Source organism: uncultured Methanobrevibacter sp. (genome assembly GCF_900314695.1).
Lineage (GTDB): Archaea > Methanobacteriota > Methanobacteria > Methanobacteriales > Methanobacteriaceae > Methanocatella.
This window is the reverse complement of sequence record NZ_OMWD01000012.1, coordinates 1-14,878: the sequence shown is the minus strand read 5'-3', so window position 1 is coordinate 14,878 and position 14,878 is coordinate 1. Positions and strand designations below refer to the sequence as shown.

Sequence of the window (14,878 nt, the reverse complement as noted above, 5' to 3'; positions counted from 1 at the left end):
AGGATACTATAGAAACCATTAAAAATCTTAACAAATTTTTTAATGCTCCGGCCGGGATTCGAACCCGAGTCTTCGGCTCGAAAGGCCGAAATGATTGGCCGGACTACACCACCGGAGCATACATATAAATAAAGTTTTAGTAACATGGGCCCAATGGGGTTCGAACCCATGGCCTTCCGGTTATGAGCCGGACGCTCTACCTGGCTAAGCTATGGGCCCTTAAAAGCGCCATCGACAGGGCTCGAACCTGTGACCAATCGGTTAACAGCCGAACGCTCTACCTACTGAGCTACGATGGCATATAATAACCCATCTACTCAACCAAATAAAACCCATGTTTAAAAATCAAAAGACTTTAAACAGTAATAATAACTATGCATAGCATAGTATATAAAGCTTTTGGTTTTTTCCACTTTATTGGAAAAAACAAAATAATTTTACAATAATAGATTATATGAACTAATATATAAACTTTAAGAATCAATATAAAAACATGGATTCTAACATATTTGATATGCTTAAACAAGCTAATGAAACAACTTTAAAACATCATGGAAACTTAATTACACTTGAAAGAGCTGTTTTCTTATCCTGGTGGTGTGATAAGGGAGATTGTGCTTTTTGTTATATGTCAACACAAAAAAACAAAATTAAAGACCCCAAAAAAGCCAGACGAAACATAAGCAATATTTATGCAGAAGCAGAAATGTGCAAACGTCTTGACTGGAATATTGAATTTTTATCCGGAGGATATGAATCATTCACCACACAGGAGATAAAAGAAATTGCAACAACAATAAAAGACATTACCGGCGAAGGAGTTTGGTTAAATACTGGAATAACAGATGAATTAAATGAATACGGCTCAGAAATTAAAGGAATAACCGGAGCTGTTGAAGTAGCGAATCCACAAATCCATGAAAAAGTTTGTCCTTCTAAAAAATTAGATGATATAAGCAATATGCTAGATGTAGCCGGAGATTTAGGATTTAAAAAAGCAATAACAATAATATTAGGACTTGGTGAAACATTAGATGATGTCCAATATGTTATTGATTATATCAAAAATCATAAAATTGACAGAGTAATATTCTACTCCCTAAATCCACATAAAGAAACTATTTATGCAAACTCATCCCAACCTGCATCCATTTATTATGCCCAAGTCGTAGCCCAGGTCAGACTTGCATTTCCAGATATTGAAATAATATGTGGAACATGGATCGATAACCTTGCAAATATTGGAATATTAATATTAAGTGGAGCCAATGGAATAACCAAATTCCCATTATTTAAAATGTTTGGGACAAAATATGGTAAAAGAGTCGAAGAAGAAGTTAAATGGGCAGGACGTGAACTGAAAGGAACTTTTACAGATAAAAGTAAGTTAGGTGAGAAAAAAAGTGATGTTTCACCGGAACTTGACAAATTTATTAAAAGATATGTTAAGGAATCATTAAAAAATAAATATTAATTTAGATTAATAAAAACTTTTAAATAAGCTTATTAAAATAGGTTAATAAGTCGAATATTAGATTATTTTAAAAAATATAAGTTAATAAAATTAATCTATAACTTTAAAAAAATACCATAATAATTTATTAATTTTAACAGATTTTAACAATGAAAACTAAAACATTGGTATTAACAATATTTATAAATTGAAATAAACAAATATAAAGTTAATATAAAAATTATCCCATGGAGGAATTATTATTAGTGACGATGTTGATATGATGTGTGGACTTGAAATCCACGTACAATTAGAAACCGAATCAAAATTATTCTGTGATTGTCCTACCAATTATCAGGACGCACCAATAAATTCAAACATCTGCCCAATCTGTTTGAACCAACCAGGTGCTAAACCACATCCAACAAATGAAAAAGCATTGGAAAATGCATTGATGATAGCTTTAATGCTTAACTGTGAAATTGATCAAGATGTAATCTATTTCATGAGAAAACATTACGATTATCCTGATTTACCTTCAGGTTATCAAAGAACTTCCGTTCCTATTGGAATTAATGGAGAATTGAACGGAATTAGAATCAGAGAAATACACGCTGAAGAGGACCCGGGTCAATTTAAACCGGACAGAGGTACTGTTAATTTTAACCGTTCCGGAATTCCTTTAGTCGAAATTGTTACAGAACCAGATATAAAATCTCCAGAAGAAGCTAGAAACTTTTTAAAAGAACTAATACGTGTTTTACAATATAGTGGAGGAGCTCGTGGAGAAGGTACCATGAGAGCTGACGTTAACATTTCCATCAATGGAGGAAACAGAGTGGAAATGAAAAACGTTAATTCCATTAAAGGTGCTTACAAAGCATTGAAATTTGAGCTTGTAAGACAGAAAAATCTTATGAAAAGAGGAGTTGAAGTAAAACAGGAAACTCGTGCATACCTAGAATCACAAATGATTACTGTTGGAATGAGGATGAAAGAAGATGCTGATGATTACAGATTCATTACCGATCCAGATTTACCTCCAATGAAAATTAGTGATGAAACCATTCAAAGAATTCTAGAAACCATGCCTGAAGCTCCACACAACAAGGTTAAAAGATTTGTTGAAGATTATGATATTGATGAAGAATCAGCGAAAGTTTTAACATCAGAACTCGATTTAGCAATTGCATATGAAGAAGTCGTGAAAGAAGTCGATTCTAAATTTGCAGCTAAAATTATGAGAGATGAACTTAAAAGAGTTCTTTCATATAATAAATTAGACTTTGCAGACAGCGGAATTACATCTGAGGATTTGATTGAATTCTTAAAAATGCTTCAAGATAAAGAAATTACAGCAAAAGCAGGTCATAAAATCATCGAACAAATGCCTAATAATGATAAAACTCCAAAAGAAATTGCTGAAGAATTAGGATTACTCGGTGTTGTAAAAGACGATGAAGTATTAGCTGCTGTAAAACAAGCCATTGATGAAAATCCAAAAGCCGTTGAAGATTACTTAAATGGTCAAAAAGCTTCCATCAACTTCTTGGTAGGTCAAGTAATGAGATTAACTCGTGGAAAAGCTGACCCTGGTGAAACAGTAAAATTATTGAAAGAAAATATTGAATAGAGGATGTGAACATGGCAGGGAAAAAATCTTATGTTAAAGATTATATGACTAAAAATGTTATCAATGTTACTCCAGATACAAAAACAGATGATGTTATTAATTTAATGAAAGAAAGTCGTCACAATAGTTATCCAGTTGTGGATAATGGCAAATTAGTTGGTATGATTACTGCATTTGACATAATATCAAAAGAATGGGCAGACACAGTTAAAGATTTAATGACAAAAAAATTAGTAGTCGCCAACCAAGATTTAACTATCAACGATGCATCAAGAGTAATGTTTAGAAGAGGAATTTCAAGAATGCCTGTTGTAGATGGAAACGGAACATTAGTTGGAATTATTACAAACACAGATATGGTAAGATCACATATCGAAAGATCAACACCAACTAAAGTCGAATACTTTAAAAAGACCATGGAACAATTATACGGAATCAAAACCACATTGAAACACATGCCTGTTGAAACCAATAAATTGAGACCTACACAAGACAAAGTTTATGCAGACGAACTTGAAGGAAGGGCTTATGAATTGGAAAAAGGATTGGCAGAGCCTGCAATTGTTGTAAAAACTGGAAACCGTTGGATTTTAGTTGATGGTCACCACAGAGCAGTAGCATCCAAACAAAAAGGATACGAAACAGTGGATTCATATGTCGTCGATTTAGGTCAAGACATCAAATTAGGTATGGAAAAAACTGCAGACAGGGCAGGAATTCGAACATTCAATGATATTGAAATTATTGATGATGACAAACATCCATTAATTGCACTTACAGAAAGTATGCAAGATCAAGCATCTGAGGATGATGATTAAATGGATAATGATAAAATCATACGCGAAGTATACGAAGTTTTAGAATCAAGAAGGGACAATCCCATTGATTCTTACACATCAAATATAATGCAAGACAGCGATAAAAAAGCTGAAGACAAAATACTTGAAAAAATAGCTGAAGAAGCCGGGGAAGTTTTACTTGCTGCCAAAAATGATGAAAATTTAGTATATGAATCTGTTGATTTGATTTTCCACACACTTTTAATTTTAGTTTACAAAGGTGTGGAAATTGATGAAGTCTTTGAGGAATTCTCCCGAAGAAGAAAATAAATTAAAAAGTACTTGGTTAAACTATGTTTGATACAGTCGCTGAAAAGAAGTTTTTACTAAAACAACTAGTCAAAAAGGATTTAACTGCAAAATATAAGGATTCTGTATTAGGGATACTTTGGAGTTTCTTTAATCCTCTTTTAATCATGATAGTGTTTACTGCAATTTTTTCAATGCTGTTCGGTAGATCCATTGAAAATTATCCAGTTTACTTTTTATCAGGAAGATTAATATACGATTTCTATAATTCTGCTACAAAAGGAGCTATGAGATCTATAAAAAGACATGCAAGTCTTTTAAAGAAGATTTATGTTCCAAAATATATGTTTTCAGTAAGTGCAGTATGTTATGAATTCGTTAACTTCCTAATTTCATTTGTAATATTATTTGGAGTGATGATAGTCACTGGTGCACAGTTCCATTTAACAAGCATATATGCAATTATACCAGTATTTTTATTAGTGATACTGATATTCGGAGTGGGATTGATTTTAGCAGTATGTAACACATATTTTTCAGATATTGGATATTTATACAATGTATTTACTTTAATTTTGATGTATGCATCAGCATTATTCTATCCTATGGAAATCGTACCTGGAACTGTACAAAAAATATTTACACTAAATCCAGTATACTCCGCAATTTCATGTTTTAGAGAATCTGTTGTGTATGGTGTTGTTCCGGATTTAAGCACATTATCTTATTTGGCTGCATTTGCATTTACAGTATTTTTCATAGGCATTTTACTATTCAACATTTATGATAAAAAATTAGCATTAGAAATTTAGAAAGGGTAATAATTATGGGCGTATTGGATAGATTTCAAAGAAATAAAAATAATTCCATGCAAAAACTGGATTCAGAAGTCGCCATTGAAGTAACAGATTTGGTAATGGAATTTAAAGTTACAAAAGATAAAATTGATACCCTTAAAGAATATGTTATTAGGACACTGAAACGTAACAAAAAAGCTAAAAGGAAAATTAGAATTCTTGATGGAATTTCATTTGAAGTTAAAAGAGGAGAAAGAGTAGGAATTCTTGGTTTTAACGGATCTGGAAAAAGTACTCTTTTAAGAATAATATCCGGAATTTATGAACCTACAGAAGGTACCGTTAAAATTAATGGAAAAGTGGCACCGTTACTTGCAATTAGTGCGGGTTTTGATAAAAACTACACTGGAAAAAATAATATTTTCCTAAATGGCGCCTTTTTAAGTATGGATGAAAATTACCTTAAAGAAAAATATGATGAAATCGTTGAATTTTCAGAACTTGGAGAATTTATTAATTATCCTGTTAAAAATTATTCAAAAGGTATGCAAGCAAAATTAGGTTTTTCAGTTGCAACTGCAATTAAACCTGACATATTAATACTTGATGAGGTATTGGGAGTAGGAGACATCAAATTCAAAAAGAAAAGTAACGCAAAAATCCAATCAATGATGAAAGAAGGTGTTACTGTGCTTCTTGTTTCTCACTCCATAGGGCAAATCAAGAAAATTTGTGACAGATGCATTTGGATTGAAAATGGAAAAATTGTAATGGAAGGAGAAGCAAAGGAAGTTTGCGACGCTTATGTAAAAAGCAGTAAAAAGAAATAAAAAGGTTTGAACATGGATAAAAGATGGGTTTTAATTATAATAATAGCCGTTATTGGATTAGGTTCAATGTATATGATAATAGATAATTCAATGACAGTAGGTAGTGCGATTACAACTTTCAGTAAAACTACCATTACAATACCTGACGGATTTTCTGTTGAAGACACAGGTAACAATGTTTTAGAGTTATATAACAAAAACAATAATGAAAAAATACAAATTTATGACTTGGGTAAAGGAAATACTGTAAAAAAAATGCATTCCAATTATACAGCAACCCTTCTTGAAGAACAAGACTTTAAGAATACCACAAATAAAACATTTGAGATGGATGATGTAAACATTACTCAAACAATATTAACAGGTGAAAATGACACAATTGTCGTTTCATCTTTTTATCAATATAAGCACACATATATAATATTTATGTCAGGATACGACGATCTCAATACCACAACACAAGATTTGGACTGTATATTATATACATTACGCCCAGATTACAAGCAATCACAAGATTAAAGAGGAATGAAGTTGAGTGAATTTAAATTTACTGCAATAGTGCTGGGAAGCAATTCAGTTAATGAACTTAAAAAAACTCTCAACTCATTTACTAATCAAACATTAAATTTTAGGGAAAATATTGAAATCATTGTCATTGACAACAAAGCAAACTATATAAAAAATATTTTCAATGAAGACGATGATAAAAATATAAAATATATCGAATCAAATTCTCCAACAGCAGCAAATATCGGACTTGAAAATGCTAACGGAGAATATATTATTATTTTACATGCAAATGATTATATTTCAGAAAATACATTAGAAGATACTTTAAAGCTAATTGAAAATGATAAAGATGTGGATTTAATAACCATACCAATTTATTACTATAAAAATGGAAGAAAAGAAAGATATCTAGATTACTCTATTAATGAAAATGGAATATTTGATTTGAATAAAAATTCTGAATTTGTCCAGTTGCTAGGACCTTCAACAATTATCAAAAAAGAAGCCATAAAAGACATTCGATACTTGGATGAATATAACCACCACCTTGCTTTTTTAAATGAAATATCATTAGACAGTCCAAAATTAGGAATTTGCAAACAAGGAAGTTTTTTTATTGAAAATATTGAAGAAAAAATACTTCCAACAGAAGAAATTGCCCTAAATAATAAGGAATATTTAAAATTCATAGATAATAATCTCAATACAATTATCAAAAAAAGCGAAAGCAATTTTCAAGAAATTCCAAAATTTGTTCAATATGAACTATTAAATCAACTTAAATGGCTTTCAGCCATAGAATATTCTAAAGAAGAACTAGATTTAACCAGATTAAAACCTTTCGTTGAAAGTATTGATGATAATATAATTTTGAATAACCTTTTAATTGAAAATGACACTAAAATCTTTTTATTCAAATTAAAATATGACCAAATTCCAAAAGATTTAATTGAAAAACTAAATTTGAATACTGTGTTTATTGATATTTACGACATAATCAATAACAAGCTGAACATATTGGCCAGCTTGACAACGCTTACAGATATAAAGCTAGATATCATAGTTAACGGAGAAAAAATAAATACAACCATAAAAAAATTCCCACAATATGATAAATACAGTTTAGGACATAAATATGCTTCAGATTATTCAATTGAAGCAACAATACCATTATCAGAAAGTAAAAAATATGAAATTAGATGGGAAACAGAAAATGTACGATTAAAAATTGATTTTTCAAGGCCATGTAACTTTTCAAAATCCATTGGATATGGTAAAACAAAACACTACATCAGTATCTTAAAAGAAAATAGAATAATAGTAAAAAGAAAAACAACATTAAACTGGATAAAGCAAGAATTAAGCACCCAAATAAACATGATAAGACGTCATGAATCGGGCTTTTTAAAAGCATTGCCATTTAGAATGGCTTATATGCTAAGCTATCCGTTTTTAAAAAATAAAAGAATATGGTTTTATATGGATCGCCCAGATGAGCCTGATGACAATGGATTGCATCTTTTCAAATATTCCGTCAAACAAAATGAAGACATTGATAAATACTTCATCATAGATGCAAACAATGAAGATTTTGATGAAATTAAAAAAATAGGTAAAGTTCTGCCATATAAATCATTTAAACATAGACTTTTAGGATTATATGTTGAAAACATAATATCTTCCCACCCGGACAATGAAATAATTTATCCCTTTTGGGGAGGTTATCCATTCTTTGCAGGTCTTTTAAAATCAAACAATATATTTCTACAACATGGGATCCTTAAGGATGATATTTCAGATTGGTTAAATAGAAAAAACATGAATTTGTCTTTCTTTTTGGTCAGTTCAAAAAAGGAATATGATTCAACTTTTAAATACCCTTACAATTATGGAAAAAAAGTCATTCAACTAAAAGGCTTGCCCAGATATGACAACCTTAAAAATGTAGAGGACAAACATGAAATAATCATTATGCCCTCTTGGAGAAGATACCTCACTAGAAAATCAAATGAATATATTGCTGAAACAGAATATTTTAAACGATTCAACAGTTTAATAAACAATGAAAAATTAATTGAAAAAGCCAAAGAGCATAATTACGAAATCATATTTAGGCCCCATCCAAATGTTTACAATTTTATAGAGTTATTTGATGAAAACGATTATGTTAAAATAGATTATGAAAAAACTAAGTTTCAGACATTATTTAATAATGGGTCATTGCTGATAACCGATTATTCCTCAGTAGCTTTTGATTTTGCATATTTATATAAACCTGTGATTTATTATCAATATGGTAATGATTATCATTTTGATACTGAAAGAAGCTTTTTTGACTATGAAAGTATGGGGATGGGAGAGGTATGCAAAAATGAAGATGAACTTGTTGATTTGATAATTGAATATATTGAAAATGACTGCAAAATTAAACAAAAATATTCCAAACGAATTGATAATTTTTTCCTATTTAACGATAAGAACAATTGCAAACGAGTTCATGAAGCAATAAAGGAAATCCCTTTAAAGGATTAAGTCCGTATCTGTCCCTTGAAAATTTTCGATATTCAATATTTTCATATTCTTTAAAACCAAAATGCTCATCCATCTTTAAAATATCATTCAAAATCAACCAATTAGCAACTTTAAATCATCATGAATGTTAAGTAATGCATTAATCAGTGTTTACAATACTGAGAGCGAAAACACCCGCTCCAAAACCATTATCAATATTTACAACAGCAATTCCAGGAGCACATGACTGAAGCATTGCATCAAGTGCAACTCTTCCACCTTCACCTACACCATAACCAATGGAAGTCGGAACACCGATAACGGGAACGTCAACTAAACCTGCAACAACAGAAGGCAACGCCCCCTCCATCCCAGCGCAAACAATGAATGCACGAACACCTTCCTTAACCATATGGGCAATCTGCGGAAACAGCCTGTGGATTCCGGCAACACCAATATCATAAGAAGTGATGGCTTCACATCCTCCTTCCTCAACAATCACTCTTGCCTCTTCAGCAATGTTAATGTCTGAAGTTCCTGCAGTAATAATGCCTATTTTTGCAACAGGGTCTTTTTTAGCAATTTGTTTTCTAATAACTAAAATTTTGGCCCTTCTGTTGTAATCAAAAATAAAGGAATCATTTCCCAAATCATTTAAAATATTTTCATATCTTTCAAGAGACAATTTTGTTATAATCAAATCATCATCACTGTTTTCAAGGTATTGCCTAATAATTAAAATCAAATCATCATAATCCTTACTTTCAGCAAAGATTGCTTCGGGAAAACCTGTACGATTATTCCTTTTTATATCAAATTTAGCAACATCATCAAATTCCAAAATTGCATCGGCCTTTAGAAGATTTTCAGCTTCTTCAACAGTAAGTTCTCCATTAACCAATCTTTCAAGAATATCTTTCATAGTATTACTTAGGATAAAATTTTATATAAAATTTAACTTAAATAATATATTTATGAAAGCTCAAAAGGTTTTGACACAAGGAATAGTTCAAGGCGTAGGATTCAGACCATATGTATATAGACTAGCAACCGATTTGAATCTTAAAGGATACGTCAGAAACCTTGGAAATGTCGTTGAAATCATAATTGAAGGAAAAAACACTGAATCATTCATTGAAAGACTTCCCAATGAGTTGCCGCCAATCGCCAAAATTGACTCCATGATAATTGAAGATATTGAAAGCAAGAATTATCCTGATTTTGAAATCATTGAAAGTGGAGATGCATATTCAGGAGTAAGCGTAATACCTCCAGACATTGCAATTTGTGACAAATGCCTTGAAGAAATTAGAAATCCAAAAGACAGACGATATAAATATCCGTTTAATGCATGTACTGATTGCGGACCCCGATTTACAGTTATTGAAAGCGTTCCCTATGATCGAGTGAGAACTTCAATGGATGAATTTCCACTATGTGATGACTGTCTTGTGGAATATAGGGAGCCACTTAACAGGAGATATCATGGAGAAGCCATTTGCTGCAGTGAATGCGGACCTCAAATGGCATTTTATGATGGTTCAAATAAAATAAATTGTGAAAATCCCATTAAAAAAGGAGCAGACATCCTAAAAGAAGGCAGAATATTAGCCATCAAAGGAATCGGAGGAACACATTTAGTTGTCGATGCATATAACGACGATGCAATCAGCTTAGAAAACGTTTAAACAGACCAAATCAGGCCTTTGCAGTTATGAGCAAGGATTTAAAATCAGTCCAAAATTATGCTCACCTATCCGAAAAGGAAATAAAAACAATTACATCAAATAAAAGGCCAATTGTGATTTTAAAGAAAAATGACAATTATCCATTTCCGGAATCCCTCTCTCCAGGCCTTCACAATATCGGAGTGATGCTTCCCTACTCCCCAATGCATTATTTACTTTTTGATGAAAGTGACATCGACACATATGTCATGACTTCAGCAAATACTCCTGGAGAGCCAATGATGATTAAAAATGAAGACATGATGATTAAAAATGAAGACATTATAAATGGAGTCAATGACTATTCTCTAGTGCATAATCGTAAGATATTAAATAGATGCGATGATTCCGTTATCAGATTCAGAAACAATGAACTGTCATTCATCAGACGTTCAAGAGGATATACACCAGAACCATATAAAATCAATTATGATGTCAATGATTTGAATGTGTTGGCTTTAGGTCCCGAACTTGACGTTACATTTTCCATTGCCAAAGACGATATAGTATATCCTTCACAGCATATCGGAAATACAAATAAACCCAAAACATTGGAATTTTTAAAGGAAGCTATTGAAAACATGCAGAGGATTACTAAAATCAGCGAATTTGATGCAATTGCATGTGATATGCATCCTCATTTTTTTACAACACGCCTGGCTTATCAATTAGCTGAAGAGTATGGTGCAGAAGTAATGCCTATACAACACCATCATGCGCATGCCATTGCTCTTGCTAATGACAGTTCAATTGATGAAATGATTGTTATTGCAGCTGATGGAGTAGGTTATGGTAGTGATGGAACCAGTTGGGGCGGGGAAATTCTTTATACTGACATTAAAGATTTTGAAAGATTGGGACATCTTGAAAGCCAGCTAATGCCTGGCGGAGATATGGCAACAAAATATCCTGCAAGAATGCTTGCAAGCATCCTGAAAGATGAGGATTTGACTAAAAATTATGTCAATCATTTCAAATACGGAGAAATCGAAATTAAAAATATTTTCAAGCAATTGGATTCTGGAATCAATGTTGGAAAGACCACAAGTACAGGGAGAGTTCTCGATTCAATGGCAGTTGCACTTGAAATATGTGATAAGAGAACATATGAAGGAGAATGCTCCATGAAACTTGAATCATGTGCTTATTACTCAACAACTGATTTGGAAATCCCATACATTATTGAAAACAATACATTGAATACAACTGAGATTTTAAGAGATGTTGTCAGATTATATCAAAATGGAGCAAAAAAAGCTGATATTGCCCGTGCCGGACAAATTGCTGTTGCAAAGGGATTAAGTGAACTTGCAATAAGTTCAGCAGATAAGAAAAATCTCAATAGCATTGGAGCCACAGGGGGCGTATTTTACAACGAAGCCATTACCGACACCGTTAAAAATTTCATTGAAAATAATGGATATGATTTTATCCAACATAAAAACACTTGCGCAGGAGATGGATCAGTATCCCTTGGACAAGCGATAATAGCTAAAAAAAAGTAAAGAGAATTGTTTGAAATTGAATTCAAACAATTAATTAATGACCACACAACTGTTCTATCTACTTCTATAAGTTCTTTCAAGAATATATTCGGCTCTTTCCAAAAGATTGCCGTATAATCTTATTTGATTTTTCAACTCATCGATAGCTTCGAGCTGTCCGGCATCAATTCTTTTTTCAATATCTAAAAGTTTTGACCATTCGTCACCTGATGGAAGCTGTAGCGTATTCAACATATCATCTGACAGATTTACATCGAAGGTGTTTCTATTGATTGTAATGTGAATATTCACTTCGTTTTGTAAATCATAGTATTTACGCGGACGACCTCTTAAAATTTTCTTATAAGAAGAATTCAAGATACCTATATCTTCCATAGCACGTAAATGTTCAATGATTGCCTTTTGACCAATATCCAGCTCATTGGATATTTCACTAACAAACATAGGTTCTTCCCTTAAAAGGTTAATAATATCTCTTCTAGTTTTACAGCCCATTACATCAAGTATATCTTCTTTATCAATATCTCCTAAATGGTCGTTATAGTTTCCTCTAATTTCTATGTGGCCATTAGAAGAATTGACATTTTTATGATATTTATCATTTTTAATGTCTTCACTATCTCTCATGGTAATACATTATATCATATAATATATTTAAAGTATTGTATTTTTATTACTACTTGTAAGAAAAAAGTCAAAATAATCGAAACCTTTATATAACTTTTTGTTACTATAATATAGTAAGAGAAAGATAACTTTTTGTTACTTTAATATTTGGTTCTGAAAAACTTAAAGTAATAACTCTTATAAGATGAACCATTTTCCTATATGTCCATAAATTCCCAAAACCAATATTAAAGTTCTTAAAATTTAATATTCTCGATGCAGAGTTATTACATTAGTTTTTCAAAAAGCAATAAAAGGGTGCGCGTATGACTGATGAAAATAAAAGCGAAACTGAAGTTGAAACTCAAGATAATCAAGAAAACTATGATGAACTTCTTGAAGAGTTAACTCTTAAGGATGAAGAGATAGCCAAACTTAAAGAAGATCTTGAAAAACAAGAAAATGAAACTCAAGAATATATTTCATTATCACAAAGACTTCAAGCAGATTTCGAAAATTTCAAAAAAATTACAGATAAGCAAAATAAAGAAATAATCAAATTCGCTAATGAAAATATTATTAAAGAGTTCATTGATTGTTATGAAGACTTTGGTAGGGCTTTAGAAATTGAAAACGATGAAGATTTAAAAGAAGGAGTAGAACTCATCTACAATAAATTTAAAGATATCTTAACAAAAGAAGGCGTAGAAGAAATTCCTGCAAAAGGTGAAAAATTTGACTTGAACAAACATGAAGCATTAATGGTTCAAAAGTCAGATGATGTCGAAAACGGATATGTTATAGATGAATTAATGAAAGGATACATGTACAAAGATAAAGTCCTTAAATACTCCAAAGTTATTGTTTGTAAAAAATAAAATTCAAGTTTATTAAATTATTTATAAAAAAAATAGGTGATAATTATGTCTGATTCAAAAAAAGAAAAAATTATTGGTATTGATTTAGGAACAAGTAACTCAGCAGCATCTGTACTTGTAGGAGGTAAACCAACCACAATTCCTTCCGCTGAAGGAGCAAGTCAATATGGTAAATCTTTCCCAAGTTATGTTGCATTTACTGATGACGGTCAAATGTTAGTTGGTGAACCTGCAAGAAGACAAGCAGTTACAAACCCAGAAAATACTATCAGCGCAATTAAAAGAAGCATGGGTACTGACCACAAAGTAACTATAAACGGAAAACAATATTCCCCACAAGAAATTTCCGCATTCATCTTACAAAAAATTAAAAAAGATGCAGAAACATTCCTCGGAGAACCTATTGAAAAAGCAGTAATTACCGTACCAGCATACTTTGACGACAACCAAAGAACCGCTACTAAAGATGCAGGAACAATTGCAGGATTAGATGTTGTAAGACTTGTAAACGAACCAACCGCAGCAAGCCTCGCATACGGTCTTGACAAATCCGAAGAAGATGACATGAACATTATGGTATACGACTTAGGTGGAGGTACCTTGGATGTAACCATCATGGAATTCGGTGGAGGAGTATTTGAAGTAAGATCCACCAGCGGGGACACTCAACTCGGTGGTACCGACATGGATAACGTATTAATCAAATACTTAGCTGATGAATTCAAAGCTAAAGAAGGAATCGACTTAATGGATAATGACCAAGCAGTACAAAGATTAAGAGAAGCTGCTGAAAAAGCAAAAATCGAATTATCCACCACTACAACTACCGAAGTAAACTTACCATTCATTGCAATGGGTGCTGACGGAAGCCCTAAAAACTTAATCATTTCACTTACAAGAGCTAAACTAGAAGAGCTCGTTGATTCAATTGTAGAAAAATCAGGTAAACCAATGCAACAAGCATTAGATGATGCAAAAATGAGCAAATCTGAAATTGACAAAATCATCTTAGTTGGTGGACCTACCAGAATGCCAATTGTACAAAAATTTGTAGAAAAATTCATAGGAAAACCAGTTGAACGTGGTATTGACCCAATGGAATGTGTATCCATGGGAGCTGCTATTCAAGGAGGAGTATTAGCTGGAGAAATTAAAGACATCGTTCTTTTAGATGTAACTCCATTATCATTAGGTATTGAAACCTTAGGTGGAGTATCAACTACATTGATTGAAAGGAACACTACTATTCCTACCAAAAAAAGCCAAATATTCTCCACAGCTGCAGACAATCAACCTTCTGTAGACATTAACGTATTGCAAGGGGAAAGAAAAATGGCAGC

The 14,878-nt window shown here is 32.0% G+C and carries 12 protein-coding genes, 3 tRNA genes and 1 pseudogene; 11 read left to right on the top strand and 5 right to left on the bottom strand.

What is annotated here, in order from left to right:
• Positions 1–43: 43 nt before the first annotated feature.
• The 3 genes from QZN45_RS05140 to QZN45_RS05130 form a co-directional block, all read right to left on the bottom strand.
• Positions 44–118, bottom strand: a tRNA-Glu gene (locus tag QZN45_RS05140).
• A gap of 27 nt (positions 119–145) precedes the next feature.
• Positions 146–219, bottom strand: a tRNA-Ile gene (locus QZN45_RS05135).
• 7 nt (positions 220–226) lie between these two features.
• Positions 227–299, bottom strand: a tRNA-Asn gene (locus QZN45_RS05130).
• Positions 300–493: 194 nt separating this feature from the next.
• Here QZN45_RS05130 and QZN45_RS05125 point away from each other — a divergent pair.
• The 8 genes from QZN45_RS05125 (at position 494) to QZN45_RS05090 (ending at position 8,843) form a co-directional block, all read left to right on the top strand.
• The gene (locus tag QZN45_RS05125; RefSeq protein WP_296800981.1) at positions 494–1,474 is read left to right on the top strand and encodes a radical SAM protein; all 981 of its coding nucleotides are present in this window, start codon (positions 494–496) and stop codon (positions 1,472–1,474) included.
• Positions 1,475–1,733: 259 nt separating this feature from the next.
• On the top strand, positions 1,734–3,086 hold the full coding sequence (gene gatB / locus QZN45_RS05120) for an Asp-tRNA(Asn)/Glu-tRNA(Gln) amidotransferase subunit GatB (RefSeq protein ID WP_296811552.1): 1,353 nt from the start codon (positions 1,734–1,736) through the stop codon (positions 3,084–3,086).
• An 11-nt stretch (positions 3,087–3,097) separates the two neighbouring features.
• Positions 3,098–3,904 (top strand): CBS domain-containing protein, encoded by an 807-nt coding sequence (locus QZN45_RS05115; protein ID WP_296811550.1) that lies wholly within the window; start codon positions 3,098–3,100, stop codon positions 3,902–3,904.
• Entirely contained in the window at positions 3,905–4,195 is a 291-nt protein-coding gene (gene hisE / locus QZN45_RS05110) for a phosphoribosyl-ATP diphosphatase (RefSeq protein WP_292609806.1), read from the top strand.
• A gap of 23 nt (positions 4,196–4,218) precedes the next feature.
• The gene (locus QZN45_RS05105) at positions 4,219–4,986 is read left to right on the top strand and encodes an ABC transporter permease (protein ID WP_292882825.1); all 768 of its coding nucleotides are present in this window, start codon (positions 4,219–4,221) and stop codon (positions 4,984–4,986) included.
• A gap of 14 nt (positions 4,987–5,000) precedes the next feature.
• Positions 5,001–5,801: an ABC transporter ATP-binding protein gene (locus QZN45_RS05100; RefSeq protein ID WP_292609808.1), complete on the top strand. Its 801-nt coding sequence runs from the start codon at positions 5,001–5,003 to the stop codon at positions 5,799–5,801.
• A 12-nt stretch (positions 5,802–5,813) separates the two neighbouring features.
• Positions 5,814–6,320 (top strand): hypothetical protein, encoded by a 507-nt coding sequence (locus QZN45_RS05095; RefSeq protein WP_292609809.1) that lies wholly within the window; start codon positions 5,814–5,816, stop codon positions 6,318–6,320.
• A 12-nt stretch (positions 6,321–6,332) separates the two neighbouring features.
• On the top strand, positions 6,333–8,843 hold the full coding sequence (locus tag QZN45_RS05090) for a CDP-glycerol glycerophosphotransferase family protein (protein WP_296811544.1): 2,511 nt from the start codon (positions 6,333–6,335) through the stop codon (positions 8,841–8,843).
• Positions 8,844–8,982: 139 nt separating this feature from the next.
• On the opposite strand, the gene larB is transcribed toward QZN45_RS05090, so the two are convergent.
• Complete coding sequence (gene larB, locus QZN45_RS05085) at positions 8,983–9,744, bottom strand: nickel pincer cofactor biosynthesis protein LarB (RefSeq protein ID WP_296811542.1); 762 nt, start codon at positions 9,742–9,744, stop codon at positions 8,983–8,985.
• A 52-nt stretch (positions 9,745–9,796) separates the two neighbouring features.
• Here larB and hypF point away from each other — a divergent pair.
• A pseudogene (gene hypF, locus QZN45_RS05080) lies at positions 9,797–12,054 on the top strand (carbamoyltransferase HypF).
• Positions 12,055–12,108: 54 nt separating this feature from the next.
• Here the strand turns inward: hypF and QZN45_RS05075 are convergent.
• Complete coding sequence (locus QZN45_RS05075) at positions 12,109–12,681, bottom strand: ArsR family transcriptional regulator (protein ID WP_292609813.1); 573 nt, start codon at positions 12,679–12,681, stop codon at positions 12,109–12,111.
• Positions 12,682–12,986: 305 nt separating this feature from the next.
• Between QZN45_RS05075 and QZN45_RS05070 the strand changes: the two genes are divergently transcribed.
• Positions 12,987–13,538 carry a nucleotide exchange factor GrpE gene (locus tag QZN45_RS05070; protein ID WP_292883162.1) on the top strand — a complete coding sequence of 184 codons (552 nt, stop codon included), beginning with the start codon at positions 12,987–12,989 and terminating at the stop codon, positions 13,536–13,538.
• Between the two features lie 45 nt (positions 13,539–13,583).
• A partial coding sequence (gene dnaK, locus QZN45_RS05065; RefSeq protein WP_296811538.1) for a molecular chaperone DnaK occupies positions 13,584–14,878 on the top strand: 1,295 nt, incomplete at its 3' end.

What these genes read in the sequence shown, in the direction of transcription:
- QZN45_RS05105 (WP_292882825.1), top strand. Translation starts at nt 4,219, where the DNA reads ATGTTTGATACAGTCGCTGAAAAGAAGTTTTTACTAAAACAACTAGTC.
- QZN45_RS05100 (WP_292609808.1), top strand. Translation starts at nt 5,001, where the DNA reads ATGGGCGTATTGGATAGATTTCAAAGAAATAAAAATAATTCCATGCAA.
- QZN45_RS05075 (WP_292609813.1), bottom strand. Translation starts at nt 12,681, where the DNA reads ATGAGAGATAGTGAAGACATTAAAAATGATAAATATCATAAAAATGTC.
- QZN45_RS05115 (WP_296811550.1), top strand. Translation starts at nt 3,098, where the DNA reads ATGGCAGGGAAAAAATCTTATGTTAAAGATTATATGACTAAAAATGTT.
- QZN45_RS05125 (WP_296800981.1), top strand. Translation starts at nt 494, where the DNA reads ATGGATTCTAACATATTTGATATGCTTAAACAAGCTAATGAAACAACT.
- QZN45_RS05070 (WP_292883162.1), top strand. Translation starts at nt 12,987, where the DNA reads ATGACTGATGAAAATAAAAGCGAAACTGAAGTTGAAACTCAAGATAAT.
- gatB (WP_296811552.1), top strand. Translation starts at nt 1,734, where the DNA reads ATGATGTGTGGACTTGAAATCCACGTACAATTAGAAACCGAATCAAAA.
- QZN45_RS05095 (WP_292609809.1), top strand. Translation starts at nt 5,814, where the DNA reads ATGGATAAAAGATGGGTTTTAATTATAATAATAGCCGTTATTGGATTA.
- hisE (WP_292609806.1), top strand. Translation starts at nt 3,905, where the DNA reads ATGGATAATGATAAAATCATACGCGAAGTATACGAAGTTTTAGAATCA.
- larB (WP_296811542.1), bottom strand. Translation starts at nt 9,744, where the DNA reads ATGAAAGATATTCTTGAAAGATTGGTTAATGGAGAACTTACTGTTGAA.